This is a genomic window from Halodesulfovibrio aestuarii DSM 17919 = ATCC 29578 (assembly GCF_000384815.1).
Classification (GTDB): Bacteria; Desulfobacterota; Desulfovibrionia; order Desulfovibrionales; family Desulfovibrionaceae; genus Halodesulfovibrio; species Halodesulfovibrio aestuarii.
Window position 1 is genome coordinate 380,783 of record NZ_ARQF01000020.1, and the last position, 18,032, is coordinate 398,814.

Below are 18,032 nucleotides of genomic sequence, written 5' to 3' on the forward strand. Positions count from 1 at the left end.
AATGCCACAAGAAAAACACTTCATCTGGCCGCACAAGGACCTTTTGGACGTTAGTCAGCTGTCACTCGAAGAAGTCTCTCATCTTCTCGATACAGCCGAGCAATTTCACGAAATCAACCAGCGCCCTGTCAAAAAGGTTCCGACCCTTAAGGGTAAAAGCGTTGTGCTCTTCTTTGCTGAGCCGAGTACGCGGACAAAGACCTCATTCGACGTTGCAGGCAAGCGCTTGTCTGCTGACACTTTTTCACTGTCCAGCAGCAGTTCCAGTCTGACAAAAGGCGAAAGTCTTAAAGACACTGCACTCACACTTGAAGCCATGAACCCTGATGTTATCGTTTTGCGCCACAAGGCAAACGGTGCCGCGCAGTTTATCGCGGAACGTCTGGACTGCGCAGTAGTCAACGCAGGTGATGGCTGTCACGCACATCCGACTCAAGCACTTCTGGATAACTTTACCCTGCGCAGGGCATGGAATAACGAGTACAAGGGTAAAACAATCCTTATCCTCGGCGACATCAAACACAGCCGTGTAGCACGTTCCAACATCAACCTGCTCACACGTCAGGGTGTTAAGGTTAGATTATGCGCCCCGCGCACATTGTTGCCTCACACTGTACACACATGGCCTGTAGAAATATTCCAGGACCTAAACAAAGCTATGGAAGGTGTTGACGCTGTTATGTGTCTGCGCCTTCAACTGGAACGTCAACAGTCAGGTCTGTTACCTGACCTAAGTGAATACGCACGCATGTACTGTCTTACTGCAAATCACATGGATATGGCGGTTGAGGGTGCTAAGATTCTTCATCCGGGGCCTATGAACAGAGGACTTGAGATTGCTTCAGACCTCGCCGACTGCAAAAACAGTCGCGTTCTTAATCAGGTTTCCGCAGGCGTAGCCACTCGCATGGCAATCCTGTACCTTCACGCAACCCGTAAGGACAAAGGAGTATAGCCATGAAAAATCTGTTTATCTTCAATGGGCTGCTTCGTAAAAAAGCCGTAGATATTCTTGTTTCCGGTTCAACTATTGTCTCAGTCACACCGCACGGTGAAGTGCCAGCACCGGAAGATGCTGAAATAATAGATGCTACAGGTCTCATCGTATTCCCAAGCTTCTATGACTGCCACGTACACTTGCGTGAACCGGGCTTCGAATACAAAGAAGACATTGAATCCGGCCTTGAAGCTGCTGCTCACGGAGGCTTTGGTGGTGTTATGGCAATGGCCAACACCAAACCGACTAACGACTCTGCATCCGTTACTGAAGCAATGCTCCAACGCGCACAGCAGACATGGCCCAACGGCCCTTATCTCTACCCTATCGGTGCAGCTACTATCGGCCTCAAGGGTGAAGAACTTGCCCCGATGGGTGAACTTGCAGAGGCAGGTTGTGTGGCAATTTCAAACGATGGAGTCCCAGTAGGCGGCGCAGAAATGTTTCGTCACTGCATGGAATACGCTGCCACCTTCGGACTGACCATCATTGACCATTGCGAAGATCCGACCCTTGCCAAAGACTGCCACATGAATGAAGGCGAAATAAGCGAAGCAATCGGTGTAAAAGGCCAGCCTGTTGTTGCTGAATCCATGCAGGTTGCCCGCGATATTCTGCTTGCTGAATTTCTTAATCTGCCAGTTCATTTGGCACACATAAGTTGCAAACAGTCCGTAGACCTCATTCGCTGGGCAAAGGCCAGAGGCGTAAAAGTAACGGCTGAAACATGCCCCCACTACCTGCTTCTTACTGAAAAAATTCTCAACAACTACTCCACCGCAGCAAAAGTAAATCCTCCATTACGCAGCGAAGAGGATCGCTTAGCCATGAAGGAAGCGATAAAAGACGGCACAATCGATATATTTGTGACCGACCATGCACCGCATGCCGATCATGAAAAAGAACACCCTATTGAAGGTGCTCCGAATGGCATCTCCGGTTTGGACAGCGCTGTAGCACTCACATGGACACAGGTAGAAGACGGCACTATTTCAGAAGATGATTTCATCAAACTGTGGGCTGAAAAGCCAGCAGCTATCTTCAAGCTTCCACTCAATACTTTTGCAGAAGGCGACATTGCAGACTTCTTCCTCTTCGACCCAAAAGAAGAATGGAAGCTGACAGAAGACGCCATGCATTCCAAAGGAAAAAATACACCGTTCCTGAACACAACGCTCAAGGGCCGTGTCAAAGCTCACTGGCTTGGCGGTACGCGTATTGTTTAACCAGTAATTGCCTCCGGCGGAGACCCGCCGGAGGCAATAATACTCACAACATAAATTCCTTAACCCACATATCATGTAAGTTACAGAAGCTTGTCGCCACGTATTTACCTTTTTTCTTTAGCACAGCTTTAGAAACGGGATCGTCTTTCCAGTTGAACGTTTTAGCATGCACTACTTCACCGTCTTCTGCCACGATGGTATGCCTTACAATATAATGCTGCTCGCTCATCGGATGCGGCGTCGTCACAACAACGTCCAGCCCCTTTGTGTCCACAATCGGCACATGACTATTCTGTTTTCCTTTCCACATACCAGGCTGATCATCAGTATAGATAACACCTTTCTCCATGGCAAAATGCCAGGCATACGCTGGAACAGCTCTAACCACAGAAATACCGGCAACCATTGCTGTACCAGCTAAAAACTGTCTCCGAGTAGTCATTACATACCTTCCTGTCTTAATTTTCCGCTTCCTGAATTAATAAAGCGGACAGTCCTGATATAAAATCTGACAACTCGTTCGTAAGTTAAATGATATGTTGCGGGCATAAAAAAAGGCCGAACAACAAAGTTGTCCGGCCTGAATAGCACGTTGCGCAACACAGCTATATGCTGAATTGCCTCAGTGTTAGCTTACATTTTGTAGCCACGCACAAAATCGATAGCTTCTTCAACTGAATTAACTTTTCCTTCAATCTGAGCTTTAAGAAGCTCATCACGCAGAAGGCCTACATGAGGACCAGGTTTAAGACTGGTAGCTTCCATAATTTCGTTACCGTTCAGGAACGGCTCGATCATCTGCTCAGGAGTATCTGCGCGCTCAATCCACTTCATGTTATGGTTAAAGGCGGTAAAGGCAATGCCGCGGCCTTTAACATCTGCCCGAGCCATTTCAATAAGACGCGGATATTCGTCAAGAGCACGGAAACGACGGATGCCTCTATCTGTAAGCAGGTTGTGGAAGAACTGCTGATGCTTAACAAGATGGCAAACAAGGTCAATGTCCTGCGGCAGGAATGACAAGCGCCCCATAATTTTTCTGGTAACTTTAGCACCAACACGACAGGACTGATTGAACGTCCACGTGTCGTTGCTAAATTCTGCTGTATACAATTTACCTACATTACTGCAAAGAACCGCAAAAGTACCGAACCAGTCGTACGGCAATTCTTCAGGGTAGTGGCGCATGGTATCAATGGTATGCTGGAATACAGTCTGCTCTTCACCAGTGTCTTCATTTTTAATCTGAATACAACGGGAAAGGGCCGCAAGCTCAGGAACAAGACCATGAAGAATCATGGAGTCGAACAACAGCTCAACAAAGCGCCACATATTTTCGGCTTCAACTTTGCGCCATTCTTCCATAATGCTATGGGAAGGTACGTAATCGAGGATACGGGAGGTAGCTTTTACGATGGAAATCCAGGTATTCTTTTCGACTGGCAAATCATAGTTTGCAGCAAAACGTAATGCGCGAATACCAAGCAGGTAATTGCGTCGTAAAGTTTGATCTGGAATGCCTGAAAATTTAATAACACCAGTAGCGATGTCTTCGAAGCCTTCATATGTTCCAGAACCTGGAACATATGGGCATGCGTACTGTGGAGGGATGCTACCATACTTCTCTTCCATGCGTTTAAGCAGATGAGGAGTAATACGGGCAATACTTTCTTCAGGATGAGACGCATCCTCTACATCTATAGGGTAAAAACGATACGTAACATCAGCTTCTTTCAGCAGAGCAATAACTCCGCGTTCACTTCCTTCACTAACATTAGGGAACATGCGCTGAATTTCGTCGAAGGGGGCTTCGCATGCAAGATCCAATTCAATATCGGTTGAATCTTCAAGCAATTCGCGCTGAAGCTGAGCGTTTACAACATACGCATCAAAACCATTACGCATAATAGTCTTACACATGCCGACGGCATCTTTAAAAGGCTGAGTCATTCATCCTCCCATTGTAGAACCGGCGAAGAACCGGAACACAGAGTCTCATATAGTATGCTATAGTAAGAACATAGCGTTTTGATAATCTAAACAAGTCAACTACATTGTGAAATATAACACATGCTCAATAGACACGCAAATAAGCTTTGGCACTCTAATGTGACAATATGTATCCGTTACTGGTAATAACGAATGCCTTGTTTGTACAGAGATGTATTAGCACTTTTCTTTTTTTCAGCCCCTGAGAACTGGTCGGGTATCCATCAAAAAAATCTGCACAAGCAATGCTTACCGTGAAAGATGTAGCTTTGCGACTTTCTCAAAGGCATCCGTAAGCATCATAATGTGCCTCGTCTGCAAATTCCAGCAATGCCAGTACAGCCTAACTGTTACTGAATATTTTTCCACAATTGGGATTAATTGCTTACTCCTGAGCTCTTCCTCAATCTGTAAACTCGGGATCATGCCATAGCCTAACCCCTTCTTACACATATCAACGAACATGTGAGAATCCGGCACATAGTGCGTCGGAAATTCACCGGCACGGATTCCACACCGGGTAAGCATTTCATTATTCATTTCATCAGTACGATCATATGTAAGGATAGGAGCCTTCCGAACGGCATCGGGTATGAACCCGTCCGGAAACCATTTTTCAGCAAAGTCCGGTGTAGCGCAACACACATAGATCATCTTACCGAGGTATACTGTTTTACACCCCTGCATGGGGCCAGGTTGTGAGCTGACACAGCCTACTACTTCCCCGTTTTTAAGCATGTCATGCGTTTTATCCTGATCTCCTAGCCGAATATCCACAAGAATATTCGTAGTAGTCAGAAGTTCCTGCAACGTGTCCGGTATCCATGTAGCAAGACTATCTGCGTTAATACCGACAGGTACTGTTATATACTCTTCAACTGTTTTACCCAGCGTATCTTCGAACAAGTCCTGCTCCATCAGACTTACCTGCTTATAGTGACCAAGCAGTTTTTGCCCCATAGCTGTGGGTTGAACCGGAGTAGAACGTACAATAAGCATTGCACCAATTCTATCTTCAAGCAGCCGGATACGCTGTGAAACAGCAGACTGCGTAATGTGCAATACTGTTGCTGCTTTTTCAAAACCACCATTTTCAACCACTGCGGCAAAGGCTTCGAGCTGTTTGTAATCGATCATGCATTTATATTAGCAAAACTTATGCAACATCAAAACAATGAATTTCACTTCTACATTTTTTTCTTTTAGATAAGTGTTCGCAAACAAGTTCCAGATGTAATGGCGGGGTGTTGAGCGTACCCCGCTGTTGCAGCGCTCACTGAACTTCCCATGTGTCTGCTGAAGGGACGCCTTCTGCATTTACCTGAAAAACAATGATCTTATACTTACGATGCAGTTAAGGATTGGGAAAAAACTATGCTCGCTCCATTCTTTCAAGGATTTGGTACTTGCGGTGGGTTAATCATGGCGATCGGGGCTCAAAATGCCTTTTTACTCTCTCAGAGTGTTCGCAAAAACCACCATCTCACTATCGCTCTCATGTGCATTTTGTCCGACATGCTACTTATCGGACTTGGCGTTTTCAGTATCGGACGAATTGTCGCCTCCTCACCAGAGGTAAAGGTGTTTGCCACTTTTTTTGGCGCGGCTTTTTTACTCTGGTACGGTTTTTGTGCTTTCAGGTCTGCCTGCAAGCCGGGAGTACTGACAACATCATCAGATGCGACACGCTCTTTGCGAAATGTTGTGTTAACAACACTGGCGGTTACTTTTTTAAACCCGCACACCTATCTGGACACAGTTGTTCTGATGGGATCACTCAGCGGACAATTTATTGGTAACGGCAAAATTTACTTCTGGATCGGTGGCGTCTGCGCCTCCGCAATCTGGTTCTGCGCTCTCGCTTTTGGAGGACAGGCTCTTGCACCACTATTTCGCAAACCTTCTTCATGGCGAATTCTTGATGGCAGTGTGTGTCTGATCATGTGGTTTATCGCCGCAGGACTTATTAGCCAAGGAATAGCGCTTTTATAATCTGTCCCCTAAGGACGCTGGTAGCTTCCCGTACCGGTATTAAGCAATACACCGCGTATTCCCTTACGCTTCCAGAGAAAAAATTTGTTTAATACACGTCCTATCCCATATTAAACGCCCCTTTTCCCGAAGGGGCGTTTAAAAAGCACCGCACATCCGTTTGAACCCGGAGAAAAAGAACTTCGTACCTTCCTTTTCCTCCAGGTCCAGACGGATGTTTTTTTACGCCCGACATTAAGTATTTCTTTAGCCGCAAGCCCTCCCACCGCAGCCTTGCACCACATACCGTTACAGGCTACTCTGCTTGCTAGCTATTCAATATTGATTCGAGGATACAATATGAAAAAAGATTTCTTCAATGTACTAAGCGTGCAGGAGTTTATCCAGAAACTCCATGCATTCACCCCACTACACACCCACACTGTTTCTATTGATGCAGCAGACGGGTACGTACTCGCGGAAAACATTATAGCAGCAGAAAATTTACCTCTGGCCAGCCGTTCATGCATGGATGGATACGCAATTAATGCGGCAAATGTGTTCGGTGCATCTGAAGCAAATCCAGCATACCTCGAATCAGTCGGTGACATTGACATTGAACAGCCTGCGTCATTCACCTTGAAGGATGGCGAATGTGCCGGAATCGTAACCGGCGGTATTCTGCCGGAAGGCGCTGACGCAGTCGTCATGATAGAACATACCGAATCTCTCGGTGCAGGAACTGTAGAAATCCGCAAGTCTCTTGCTCCATATGAAAATGTCATGCTAAAAGGGGAAGATGCGGCTACGGGCAAAGACGTCTTTACAGCAGGGACTCTCATTCGTCCGCAGGAAATCGGTATGCTGGCAGCTCTCGGTATTCAGGAAGTATCTGTATACAGCCCCCCGCGTGTCGGCATTATCTCAACGGGTGATGAGCTTATTCCAATCAATGAAAAGCCTGTAGTAGGCCAAGTGCGTGACGTTAACAGCTATACACTTGCAGCGTGCGCACGACGCGCAGGTGCAGCCGCAACAACATACGGCCTTGTGGAAGACAAGCTTGACGCCCTAAAGTCAGCCCTTGAAAACGCCCTTTCCGAAAACGACGTTGTATTTCTTTCAGGCGGCAGTTCTGTCGGAGTTCGTGACCTTACAGTCGGAGCCATCGATAAAATCGAAGACGCAGAAATTATCAACCACGGTGTCGCAATCAGTCCCGGCAAGCCGCTTATTCTTGCTAAATGCGGCAACAAAGCCATCTGGGGACTTCCGGGCCAAGTTGCATCCGCACAGGTCGTCATGTTTGTTCTCGGCATGCCGTTTTTACGTTACCTTGGTGGCAATTCAAAAGCCTTTGACCAATCCCGTTGGCCTTCCAAACAGGCTATTATCAGCCGCAACGTGGCATCAAAACCGGGACGTGAAGACTATGTCCGAGTCAGCGTTACGGTAAAAGATGGAAACACTATCGCAACCCCTGTGCTCGGTAAATCCGGTTTACTGAAAACCATGCTTCAGGCCGACGGAGTCACGCGCATTGGCGCAGACAGCGAAGGTATCTACGAAGGCACAGCTGTTGACGTACTCTTTTTTTAAATTATAGGAAGCGTCATGCGAATTTTATTCTTCGGTGACATTGTAGGCAAACCGGGCAGACTTGTTCTGCGTAAGCGCCTTCCTTCTCTCAGAGAAGAACACAGGGCAGATCTCGTTATTGCTAACGGGGAAAATGCCTCCGGCGGCATTGGTCTTTCAGGAGACACAATGCGCGAACTTTTTAGTGCAGGCATAGACATTCTTACTTCCGGAAACCATATCTGGAAGCATAAGGAAATGTATAACCTGCTTAACAATGAACCACGCCTTATCCGCCCTGCGAATTACCCGCAGGGAGCACCGGGGAGCGGACTGGTCATTTTTGAGCCTAAGCACGGCAGCAAAGTCGCGATCATAAACCTGCTAGGACGAACATTCATGGATAACATCGACTGCCCGTTTAAAAAAGTGGACGAACTGCTCGCATCCATTCCAGACGATGTGCGTATCCGCATTATAGACTTTCATGCTGAAGCAACGAGTGAAAAGAAAGCCCTCTCCTTCTATGTAGACGGCAGAGTTTCCACTGTTATCGGCACACACACCCATGTACAGACAGCAGATGCCATGATTTTAGAAAAGGGAACCGGCTATCTTACTGATGCCGGTATGTGCGGTGTCGAAGAATCCTGCCTCGGAATGGAACCCAAAGTTATTATTGAGCGATTCATAACAGGACTGCCTCAGCGTTTCAAAGTCGCTAAAGGCGCTGCACACATCAACGGCCTGTTCATGAACATTAATGATGAAACAGGGCTATGCTCAGATATTAAGCTTATTCGCGAATAAATTCACGCCTACAAATTTTACATTTTCGTAAGGTTTGACAATTCGCTATTTCTTTGTAAGAGACACCAAGCTACAACATATTTTTTTGTAAAAGAGAGAATTATGGATATTCAAAAACAGCTCGAAATCATTCAGCGTGGCTGTGCTGAACTTATTGATGCTGACGAGCTCAAAAAGAAGCTCGAAAAAGGCAAACCGCTGCGCGTAAAAATGGGTTTTGACCCTACAGCTCCGGATTTGCACCTTGGTCATAGTGTTGCAATTCACAAGTTGCGTCATTTTCAGGAACTCGGCCACACTGTTATCTTCCTTATCGGTGACTTTACCGGAATGATTGGAGATCCATCCGGTCGTTCCGACACCCGTCCTCCGCTCACTCGTGAAGATGTTCTTGCTAACGCAGAAACATATAAAGAACAGGTGTTCAAGATCCTTGATCCTGAAAAAACAGAAGTTCGTTTCAACTCCGAATGGTTCGACAAATTCGGTGCAGCTGACTTTATCCGCCTTGCATCCCGCTATACCGTAGCGCGCATGCTTGAACGCAACGATTTTGAACAGCGCTATAAAAGCAATACTCCAATAGCTATCCATGAATTCTTATATCCGCTTGTGCAGGGTTATGACTCTGTAGCACTCGAAGCTGACATCGAACTCGGTGGTACCGACCAGAAGTTCAACCTGCTTATGGGAAGGACTCTCCAGTCTCAGGAAGGTCAGGAACCGCAGTGTGTCATGACCATGCCTATTCTTGAAGGTCTCGACGGTGTTCGTAAGATGTCTAAATCCTACGGGAACTATGTAGGCATTGACGAAGCTCCTACTGATATGTTCGGCAAACTCATGTCAATTTCTGATGAACTTATGTGGCGCTATTACGAACTCATTTCTCTCAAAACTCTTGAAGAAATTGCCGAGCTTAAAGCTAAGGTAGAATCCGGAGAACTTCATCCGAAGACTGCTAAAGAAGAGCTCGCAGAAGATATCGTAACCCAGTACCACGGTGCAGAAGAAGCAGCAAAAGCACGTGCAGGATTCAACTCTGTATTTGCTAAAGGCCAGCTTCCAGATGAAATGCCTGAACACACCTGTGAATCCGGTGACGCATCCATGCCTCCTGTATTCCTTACAGACGCAAAGCTCACCAAATCCCGAGGTGAAGCACGTCGCCTTATGAAACAGGGTGCACTCTCCATTGATGGAGAAAAATGCAACTCTGAAGACGCTCTCCCTGCTGGTGAATACGTCATCAAGCTTGGGAAAAAACGCTTCCTCAGATTATTCGTTAAGTAGCGTTTTGCAAAAAGTACTAGATCAAAGCCCCGTAGCAATTGCTACGGGGCTTTTTTAATTATACGGATGGACTTTTTTTAACGATCAAGATAATTACTTGCTAGATACTTCACAAGTCAACAATCTAGCAAATAAAAAGCAAGGTCAACAATGTCACAACCATCTCAAACAGCACATAGTATTTTTTCCATTTCTGCACTGCATGCACACTGTATGAAACAGCTCAATGCCCAACTCAGTGTCCATGGGATTAACTTCACGGAATTTATGATACTTCAATCTCTTGAAAACGCAGCAGAAAACACCATGCGCCGTATAGAGCTTGCAAACGCCGTCAACCTCACTGCTTCCGGCGTAACAAGAGTCCTGCACCCGATGGAACGGATACATCTTATCGAAAAACGTTCGAATCCTCGAGATGCACGCATCAGTTTAGTAAAGCTCACTTCCGCAGGCAAAACCATTTATGCAGACGCGCTCATAACCGTAGAATCGTGTGCTGAGTCATTAATGGCTCCCCTGACTTCTAACCAGATTGAAACCCTAACCGGGCTGATAAAAAAACTTTCCGTATGAAAAAAGGCACCCGCAATGCGGGTGCCTTACTTTGACTTAAACATCCGGCGCTATATCCCAGATACCCTCACTATATTCCTTTATGGCTCGGTCACTGGAAAAGAACCCCATACCTGCAGTGTTCATAATAGATTTTTTTATCCATAACTCACGATCAACATATTCATGGGCAATACGCTTATGTGCTTCCACATACGCACGGTAATCTGCCAGAATCATAAAGGGGTCACCACCACTCAACAACGAATTGAAAATTGAACTGAAGGCAGTCGGATCACCAGGTGTAAACTGATCGGAATTAATCATATCCAAGACTTCACGCAGTTCACTGTCATTTTTATAGATATCCCAGGGATCGTATCCTCGTCTCCGGAGATCTATAACTTCCTGCTCGCACAACCCAAAGAGATAGATGTTCCCATCTCCAACACGCTCAGCAATCTCTATATTCGAACCATCTCTCGTTCCAAGGGTCAACGCTCCATTAAGTGCAAACTTCATATTACCAGTACCGGACGCCTCATACCCTGCTGTAGAAATTTGCTCAGAAACATCTGTTGCCGGAACAAGAAGCTGCGCCAACGATACATTATAGTTCGCAAGAAAAATGACTTTCAAAAAGTTACGGGTATGCGGATCAGAATTAACCCGCCGTGCTACGCAATTAATGAGATATATTATATCCTTTGCCATCCGGTAACTTGGTGCCGCCTTTCCGCCGAAGATAAATGTACAGGGCTGCATTTTCACTTCAGGTTTCTTCCGGATATTATTGTAAAGCGAAATTATGTGCAGAATATTCAATAGCTGACGCTTGTATTCATGGAAACGCTTCACTTGCACATCGAATATGCTATGCGGGTTAACCGTAATGCCATTCATTTTTTCAATGTAATCTGCAAGACGTTTTTTATTTGTTAAACGGCACTGCTCCCAGTCATGCCGAAATTCCTCAACATCTACCAGTTCGCGAAGCTTCTCCAGCTGATTGAGGTCTGTTACCCAGCCACATCCTAAATGTTCACTCAACAACCACGACAACGGCACGTTACACTGACGCAACCATCTGCGCGGTGTAACCCCGTTGGTTTTATTATTGAACCTGTCTGGAAAAATTCTAATGAAATCATGAAATACACGATCCCGCAAAATTTGTGTGTGTAACGCAGATACGCCGTTAACGCTAAAGCTTCCGACAATGGCTAAATGACTCATCCGCACTCTTGGTTCCGGCCCGGCGGTAATGAGAGACACTCGAGATGGTAAGTCCGGTTCATCACGAAAATGCAATCGCACATCTTCAAGAAAACGGCGATTAATTTCATAAATAATCTGCATATGCCGCGGAAGCAGCTTCTCCATCAGCTCTACAGTCCAAGTCTCCAGCGCTTCCGGTAAAACGGTGTGGTTAGTATACGCAAAAAGTTTCTGACAAATATACCAAGCCTCTTCCCACGATAGGAGTTCTTCATCCAGCAAAATGCGCATCAGCTCCGGAATAGCAATGGAAGGATGCGTCTCATTAAGCTGTACGACATTTTTTTCCGGTAACTGATCCCAAGGCTTGTTGAGCTTTTTAAAACGGCGCACCATATCGTGCATAGTTGCAGCTACAAAAAAATACTGCTGCTTTAAGCGAAGAGTTTTTCCTTCTGGAGCATCATCGCTGGGATACAGCACCATGGAAATATTCTCATCCGATATTTTTTCCTGAACAGAGCCTATATAGTCGCCAGCATTAAACGAACTCAGCACAAATTCTTTATGCGGACGAGCTTCCCATAACCGGACGCTGTTCACGTGCCCGTTGCGGTAGCCCGGAACAAGCACATCATTCGCCATGGCCATAACAAGATCACCGCCACGCCAGTCATGACGCAATATGCCATTATCATCCAACCACTCATAAACTGTCCCGTAAAAGCGAACAGGATACAACTTGTAAGGACGGGGAATAAGCCAATGAGTGCCTTCATGTAACCAGTTGTCCGGCTGTTCCACTTGCTGCCCATTGCGAATTTCCTGCCTGAACAAGCCATACGAATAGCGAATGCCATACCCATAAGCGGGCAACCCATACGTTGCCATCGAATCCATATAACACGAGGCCAGACGACCCAAACCGCCATTGCCCAACCCCGGCTCGCATTCTTTCGCAATAATTTCATCTAACGAAAAGCCACGCTCCCGTAAAAATTCATGCGCTTCGTTTTCCAACCCTAATGCCAATAAATTCCCACGCAAAAATTTACCGGGCAAAAACTCAAGCGAAAGATAGTACAACCGCTTATCATCGTTTTTATAATATCGTCTCTGTACTTCCGACCATTTTTCCAGCATACGATCACGCACAGCCAACACAAGTCCCCAATAACATTTTCGTTCGGTGAGGTGCGTATTATCCTGCCCTAGTGAATACAAAACATGCCACAGAGCATCTTCTCCGAGTGCGGAGTTGCGCGCTTCCGGAGCTTCTGATTCATCCAGTGGTTTATCCAGCAATCTGAGATAATCTTTAACTTCTTTCGGCATGGGCCCCCCGTGCTCTCTATATAACAAAACATAAAATATCATTATTTCGCAGCACAATGGTGCTAACGTTGTATGATACGGGGATGCCTACAATGCAAACATGATAAGGTCACTGGGCCTGTGCACTTTCAATTTTCAAATTTTTCATTTGCGGGTGGCCTATGTTTCTTATACTACGATGACCATCAGAATGAGATATTGCCACGAGCCTCAAAAGCACATTGCCCCAACATGGCTCAAAAAAATATGCAGCCTCTGTGTTGCATCTCGCCATACACTCTCAAAACAGGGCTCACAGAAGCTTCACTTGTCTCACTCTGAAAAAAAGTCGCGATAACCATAAAGGAATCCCATGACCACGCCCGAAACAAACGCCAACGAACTTGAAAAAGAAACTGAAACCGCAGAGACAGAACAAGTCTCGTTTGATCAGTTTTCTTTTGACCAGCGAATCCGTTCCGGTATAGCTGCCTGCAAATTTTCTACACCGACTCCGGTTCAACAGGCTGTTATTCCTGCCTTGCTGAACAGACAGGATACTATCGCTCTTGCAAACACAGGCACCGGAAAAACCGCGGCGTTCCTTCTTCCATTGCTTCAGCACTTAGCAACAGAAGAAGCCCTCAAGCGTGGCCCTGTACGTGCACTCATTCTTGCCCCGACACGGGAGCTTGCGCTGCAGATTCAGAAAACCTGCATCGCGCTTGGGCAGCAAACCGGCTACCGTTGCGGAGCTGTCTACGGTGGCGCGGGTGCCGCACCACAAAAAAAAGCCGCTGCTGCGTCTACAATTATTGTAGCAACCCCAGGGCGACTACTTGATTTTATTAATCAAAAAGAAATCCGTCTCGGAGGCATCGACACGCTCATTATTGATGAAGCTGACCGTATGTTCGACCTCGGTTTTTTACCGGAAATCCAGAAAATTTTGGATCATGTTCCGTCCAAGCGTGTCACAGCTTTCTTTTCTGCGACCATGCCAAAACCTATTGAGCATCTGGCATGCACCTATACTAAAGACCCAAAAGTCATTGATGTACGCACAGAAGAAGCAAAGCCGGACATTACACATGAACTCTTCACTGTGCCGCCGCATCTTAAAAAAAAGCTGCTCCTTGCACTCATGCCATTGCTTCTGAGTGACTCTGACGACCTTGTCCACAAACAAAAAAGAGCAGAGCACAGCCCGCATTCAAAAGAAGATGGTGGTATAATCATCTTTGCCAATACAAAAGAAACATGCCGTGAACTTGAACGAATGCTATCGGGAAAATTTGGTGAAGTTGCCGCACTGCACAGTGATCTTTCACAGTCAAAGCGCAACAAAATGCTTGAGAAAATGCAAACAGGTGAAGCTCGAATCCTCGTAGCTACCGACCTTGTTGCACGCGGTATTGATCTCGATCACATCACGCATATTATTCAGTTCGACACCCCTGACAGTCCGGATAAATACATCCACCGAGTGGGACGAACAGCACGCGCGTATCGCAAAGGCACCGCCATCACCCTGATAGGTGAAAAAGAACTCATGACTATGCTTCAAATGGAGCAAGAGATCGGCAAGTCCTTCGCGTTGCGCAAACTCGGCAATTTCAATTATAACGAGCCTTCCGGTAACAACAAAACTGACAGCCGCAGCGACTCACGACGTAAGCCTAGCTTTAAACGCAAACCGCAAGGCAAGCCTCAGGGTAAAAAGCCAAACGCCTCGCGTAGCCAAAAGCCACGACGCAAACGCTAGTACTTTTCAGTATATTGGTTACATAACATAACGGCTTAGGCTCCACTGTATTTCATAAACAACAAAAAGGCTGTCCTGCACAAGCAGGACAGCCTTTTTTATTAGTTATTTCGTGAGATATAGGGCGCGTAAAAGTATATTTAACGGGCCAACCTCACCAGACTCCGGGGGGGAAACCTTTCCAAAGGGAAGTTTCACTCAGCCGTCAAAGCCCCGCCGAAGCCAACAAGTTCTAGCCGCGAAGGAAAAGACCTTCTGCGAAGTCTGGGCTTTCGCAACGGATAAATCCGAACATGCCCGGATGCACAACATCGACGGCTTCGCCGCGATGATTTTCAAGCTGGAAGCTACCTACCGGCAACACAGGACGTTTAAGCCCGGGGACCATGACTTGCACAGGTCTGTCAGCTCTGAAAGGAGAACGCACGGCGATTTGCCATTTGCTATCATCTTCTTTTTGCACGAGCTTTGCGACGATTGGAGTACAGTCCTTCTTCGGCAATGGAGACACAGATTTTCTGTGACCTTTTGGCAGGAAGAAGCCTGTACTTAAATTTCTTGATGCAGTGTTCTGCAATTCCCGGATGTACTCATCGTAACGGAACTGTTTGGAGGCTACGTCATTAATGGCGGTTCTATAAACATCCACTACGTGTGCCACGTAGCTTGGAGTTTTCATACGCCCTTCTATTTTAAGTGACGCAACATTATTTTGGCAGAACCAGCGCATGTATTTAACAAGACAGAGATCTTCCGGTGCCCAGAATGCACTATGAGGGCCTTCATGGGTAATATCCCATGTCGGGCCTTCGCGCATACCTTCTTCAACGGTCAAACGCATATCCTGTATTTCAATGCCCTTGTATTCAAACCGGCACGGATGCGTGCATTCCCCGAGGTTCGCAGGACGCTGGTTCATCCATGAAGACAGAAGGCAGCGACCGGAGAGTGCAAGACACATGGCACCATGCACAAACACTTCAAACTCCATTGCGGGATATGCTTTAGTCAGCTTACTGATAGCATGTGCACCAAGTTCTCGTGCAACGTTAACACGCTCGATTCCGAGATCATGCCAGAAGCCCACGGCTTCGCTGTTGGAAGTGTTAGCTTGCGTGCTGAGATGGATAGACTTCTGCGGAGCAATACGACGTGCCATACGAAGCACACCGGGATCAGCGATAATGAGCCCATCTACGCTGGATTCCGCAAGATGTTCGAGAGATTCTTCCACACCGGCAAGATGCTGTTCATGTGGCAGAATATTAAGGGTATAATAAATGGAAGCATTTTTTGCATGCGCTTTAGAACAAGCAGTTTCCAGTTCTTCCCAGTCAAAACCGCCGGAGCTCGCGCGCAGGCTATGTTTCTTTCCACCAAGGTAGCAGGCATCAGCACCGTAAAGCAGTGCTGAATCAAGTCTGTCCATATCTCCTGCCGGACAAAGCAGTTCAGGCAATTTTTTCGTCATAATATTCTTAGCTAAACAGGGAGCCCCTGCTTGCGGCGTAGTTCTTTTAAGTTATCAAGCACACTGTGCGGCACGTACAATCCACCCTTACCACGTCCTAGCGCAATATTGGGCTTCACCGCGCCGTGATAGTCCGAACCGCCGGTGAGTGCAAGTCCATGAACGGCTGCAAGTTCAACTACCAGTCTTGTAGAAGCATCACCGTGTTCACTGTGGTACGCTTCCAACGCATCCAGTCCATACGGCTTCAACGTTGCGATCATATCGCTGAGGTATTCGGTAGATTGACCGTGAATACACATATGCGCCCATGATACTGTGGCTCCTTCCTCTTTCAACAGCTTAACACCATCGATAGGACTGAGCACTTTTTTAGGCGCATATGCTTTGCCCCCATCGCACAACATTTCTTCAAAAACATTTTTTACGCTTTTAAAATATTTTTTATTCACGAGAACCTGTGCAATATGCGGACGCCCGACAGACCCATCGCCTGCTGCTTCCAAAACTTCTCCGTAGGTAATATCCATACCGAGCGCTTGCAGCTTTTCGACAATAATTTTATTACGGCTTGCTCTATATTCGCGTAATTCGCCCATTACTTTTTGTAATCTTGAAGCCTTGGGATCAAGCCACAAACCAAGAAGGTGAATTTCGCCGAAATCCGTCTTCACCCCCAGTTCACAACCGGGAATAACATCCACTCCAAGCTCATTACCTGTCTCAACAGCTTCTTCAACACCGGCAACAGTATCATGGTCTGTTAAGGCGAGTGTAGTTACGTTACTTTTTTTAGCCAGCTTGATCAGCTCTTCAGGAGAATCACTTCCGTCAGAGGCTGTGGAATGCGTATGTAAGTCTATGTATGTCCGCGTCATAATTCCTTCCATTCGTAGAACTATGTAATAATGTGTATGGTTATTTCTTTCACCATACCGAATACGCCCGCGCTTTGCGGGTTGTCAAATGGCGAATCTGTGACACTCTGCACCCTGAAGGTTTCATATATTCTGTTAAACGTTATTTCAAAATTATACCACGCCGCTTCCTGTTGCTGTACATACAGTAACTGCGTATACTGTTTCTTCTGCACACTACACGTGCATATACTTTTTAAGGAGTCGCCCTGTGACTGTACAAGCTGATTTATTGAAGATACTTGCCTGCCCTAAGTGCAAAAATTCTCTTAAACTTACTGAAGAAAAAGACGGGCTGTCCTGCTCAAAATGCAATGTTGTATACCCTATTCGCGAAGATATTCCTGTAATGCTGGTTGAAGAAGCCATTTCTCAGGAAGATTGGGACAACGGAACACGCGACGCACGTAAATAGCTTTTCTCTGCTCGCTCAGTCGTTGTCTTGCGTACAGTTGCATATCTTGACGGATTGCTGTCCCTGCTTATGATATATGCTGAAAGGAGAGCCGGATTATGGTTATTAATTATGGATCGTTTTACGACTTCCCCCATCTGTTTGATCAACTGATGGACGACTTGCACGACCCGCAGCTTACTGCCCCGCGACGCGCCACGTATCCTCCGCTATACATCAGCGAGGATGATACACACGTGTTTGTTCGGGCGCTGCTTCCGGGTGCTGCAATGGAAGACGTTGAGTTGATTATTGAAGACAATACGCTAGTCCTTCGGGGCGAGCTTAAACCGATTCAAGGAAAATACCATCAACAGGAACGCCCGACTGGAGCCTTCCAACGACTGGTAAAAATCAACGTTCCTATCCATAAAGATGGCATCACAGCCACCATGAAATCCGGCATGCTGTTTGTTCAGCTCCCTAAATCCACGGCAATGCAGCCGCGCACAATCCATATTCAACCAAGGTAGT

16 protein-coding genes are annotated in these 18,032 nt (G+C 46.5%); 10 read left to right on the plus strand and 6 right to left on the minus strand.

The annotated features are described in order from the left end of the window. The first annotated feature begins 1 nt into the window (after position 1). Positions 2–955 carry an aspartate carbamoyltransferase catalytic subunit gene (locus F461_RS0107740; RefSeq protein WP_020000584.1) on the plus strand — a complete coding sequence of 318 codons (954 nt, stop codon included), beginning with the start codon at positions 2–4 and terminating at the stop codon, positions 953–955. Positions 956–957: 2 nt separating this feature from the next. Then, entirely contained in the window at positions 958–2,223 is a 1,266-nt protein-coding gene (locus F461_RS0107745; RefSeq protein WP_020000585.1) for a dihydroorotase, read from the plus strand. 43 nt (positions 2,224–2,266) lie between these two features. On the opposite strand, the gene F461_RS0107750 is transcribed toward F461_RS0107745, so the two are convergent. The 3 genes from F461_RS0107750 to F461_RS0107760 all read right to left on the minus strand — a co-directional run bounded on the left by F461_RS0107750 (position 2,267) and on the right by F461_RS0107760 (position 5,349). After that, positions 2,267–2,665 carry a desulfoferrodoxin family protein gene (locus F461_RS0107750; protein WP_020000586.1) on the minus strand — a complete coding sequence of 133 codons (399 nt, stop codon included), beginning with the start codon at positions 2,663–2,665 and terminating at the stop codon, positions 2,267–2,269. 191 nt (positions 2,666–2,856) lie between these two features. Further along, positions 2,857–4,173 carry a tRNA nucleotidyltransferase/poly(A) polymerase family protein gene (locus F461_RS0107755; RefSeq protein WP_020000587.1) on the minus strand — a complete coding sequence of 439 codons (1,317 nt, stop codon included), beginning with the start codon at positions 4,171–4,173 and terminating at the stop codon, positions 2,857–2,859. 288 nt (positions 4,174–4,461) lie between these two features. Next, positions 4,462–5,349: a LysR family transcriptional regulator ArgP gene (locus F461_RS0107760; protein ID WP_020000588.1), complete on the minus strand. Its 888-nt coding sequence runs from the start codon at positions 5,347–5,349 to the stop codon at positions 4,462–4,464. A 237-nt stretch (positions 5,350–5,586) separates the two neighbouring features. On the opposite strand from F461_RS0107760, the gene F461_RS0107765 reads away from it, so the two are divergent. The 5 genes from F461_RS0107765 (at position 5,587) to F461_RS0107785 (ending at position 10,440) form a co-directional block, all read left to right on the plus strand. Beyond that, positions 5,587–6,204 (plus strand): LysE/ArgO family amino acid transporter, encoded by a 618-nt coding sequence (locus F461_RS0107765; protein ID WP_020000589.1) that lies wholly within the window; start codon positions 5,587–5,589, stop codon positions 6,202–6,204. Positions 6,205–6,543: 339 nt separating this feature from the next. Next, positions 6,544–7,782, plus strand: a complete 1,239-nt coding sequence (locus tag F461_RS0107770) for a molybdopterin molybdotransferase MoeA (RefSeq protein WP_020000590.1) — start codon at positions 6,544–6,546, stop codon at positions 7,780–7,782. 15 nt (positions 7,783–7,797) lie between these two features. Further along, entirely contained in the window at positions 7,798–8,571 is a 774-nt protein-coding gene (locus F461_RS0107775) for a TIGR00282 family metallophosphoesterase (RefSeq protein ID WP_020000591.1), read from the plus strand. Positions 8,572–8,670: 99 nt separating this feature from the next. After that, the gene (gene tyrS, locus F461_RS0107780) at positions 8,671–9,864 is read left to right on the plus strand and encodes a tyrosine--tRNA ligase (protein ID WP_026364687.1); all 1,194 of its coding nucleotides are present in this window, start codon (positions 8,671–8,673) and stop codon (positions 9,862–9,864) included. 213 nt (positions 9,865–10,077) lie between these two features. Next, on the plus strand, positions 10,078–10,440 hold the full coding sequence (locus F461_RS0107785) for a MarR family winged helix-turn-helix transcriptional regulator (protein WP_082208205.1): 363 nt from the start codon (positions 10,078–10,080) through the stop codon (positions 10,438–10,440). Positions 10,441–10,476: 36 nt separating this feature from the next. Here the strand turns inward: F461_RS0107785 and F461_RS0107790 are convergent, their stop codons facing one another. Continuing rightward, positions 10,477–12,972, minus strand: coding sequence for a glycogen/starch/alpha-glucan phosphorylase (locus tag F461_RS0107790; protein WP_020000594.1), 2,496 nt, complete (start codon positions 12,970–12,972; stop codon positions 10,477–10,479). A gap of 352 nt (positions 12,973–13,324) precedes the next feature. Between F461_RS0107790 and F461_RS17435 the strand changes: the two genes are divergently transcribed. Next, a complete protein-coding gene (locus F461_RS17435; RefSeq protein WP_020000595.1) occupies positions 13,325–14,716 on the plus strand; it encodes a DEAD/DEAH box helicase in 1,392 nt (463 codons plus the stop codon). A gap of 232 nt (positions 14,717–14,948) precedes the next feature. Here the strand turns inward: F461_RS17435 and F461_RS0107800 are convergent, their stop codons facing one another. Further along, complete coding sequence (locus F461_RS0107800; RefSeq protein ID WP_020000596.1) at positions 14,949–16,187, minus strand: peptidase U32 family protein; 1,239 nt, start codon at positions 16,185–16,187, stop codon at positions 14,949–14,951. 11 nt (positions 16,188–16,198) lie between these two features. Beyond that, entirely contained in the window at positions 16,199–17,065 is an 867-nt protein-coding gene (locus tag F461_RS0107805; RefSeq protein ID WP_020000597.1) for a PHP domain-containing protein, read from the minus strand. Positions 17,066–17,315: 250 nt separating this feature from the next. Between F461_RS0107805 and F461_RS0107810 the strand changes: the two genes are divergently transcribed. Both F461_RS0107810 and F461_RS0107815 read left to right on the plus strand, forming a co-directional pair. After that, positions 17,316–17,519 carry a Trm112 family protein gene (locus tag F461_RS0107810; RefSeq protein ID WP_020000599.1) on the plus strand — a complete coding sequence of 68 codons (204 nt, stop codon included), beginning with the start codon at positions 17,316–17,318 and terminating at the stop codon, positions 17,517–17,519. A gap of 98 nt (positions 17,520–17,617) precedes the next feature. After that, the gene (locus tag F461_RS0107815) at positions 17,618–18,031 is read left to right on the plus strand and encodes an Hsp20/alpha crystallin family protein (protein WP_020000600.1); all 414 of its coding nucleotides are present in this window, start codon (positions 17,618–17,620) and stop codon (positions 18,029–18,031) included. The last annotated feature ends 1 nt before the right edge of the window (position 18,032 follow it).

Coding starts and splice junctions, on each gene's coding strand:
- F461_RS0107740 (WP_020000584.1), top strand. CDS start 2: ATGCCACAAGAAAAACACTTCATCTGGCCGCACAAGGACCTTTTGGAC.
- F461_RS0107745 (WP_020000585.1), top strand. CDS start 958: ATGAAAAATCTGTTTATCTTCAATGGGCTGCTTCGTAAAAAAGCCGTA.
- F461_RS0107750 (WP_020000586.1), bottom strand. CDS start 2,665: ATGACTACTCGGAGACAGTTTTTAGCTGGTACAGCAATGGTTGCCGGT.
- F461_RS0107755 (WP_020000587.1), bottom strand. CDS start 4,173: ATGACTCAGCCTTTTAAAGATGCCGTCGGCATGTGTAAGACTATTATG.
- F461_RS0107760 (WP_020000588.1), bottom strand. CDS start 5,349: ATGATCGATTACAAACAGCTCGAAGCCTTTGCCGCAGTGGTTGAAAAT.
- F461_RS0107765 (WP_020000589.1), top strand. CDS start 5,587: ATGCTCGCTCCATTCTTTCAAGGATTTGGTACTTGCGGTGGGTTAATC.
- F461_RS0107770 (WP_020000590.1), top strand. CDS start 6,544: ATGAAAAAAGATTTCTTCAATGTACTAAGCGTGCAGGAGTTTATCCAG.
- F461_RS0107775 (WP_020000591.1), top strand. CDS start 7,798: ATGCGAATTTTATTCTTCGGTGACATTGTAGGCAAACCGGGCAGACTT.
- F461_RS0107785 (WP_082208205.1), top strand. CDS start 10,078: ATGAAACAGCTCAATGCCCAACTCAGTGTCCATGGGATTAACTTCACG.
- F461_RS0107790 (WP_020000594.1), bottom strand. CDS start 12,972: ATGCCGAAAGAAGTTAAAGATTATCTCAGATTGCTGGATAAACCACTG.
- F461_RS17435 (WP_020000595.1), top strand. CDS start 13,325: ATGACCACGCCCGAAACAAACGCCAACGAACTTGAAAAAGAAACTGAA.
- F461_RS0107800 (WP_020000596.1), bottom strand. CDS start 16,187: ATGACGAAAAAATTGCCTGAACTGCTTTGTCCGGCAGGAGATATGGAC.
- F461_RS0107805 (WP_020000597.1), bottom strand. CDS start 17,065: ATGACGCGGACATACATAGACTTACATACGCATTCCACAGCCTCTGAC.
- F461_RS0107815 (WP_020000600.1), top strand. CDS start 17,618: ATGGTTATTAATTATGGATCGTTTTACGACTTCCCCCATCTGTTTGAT.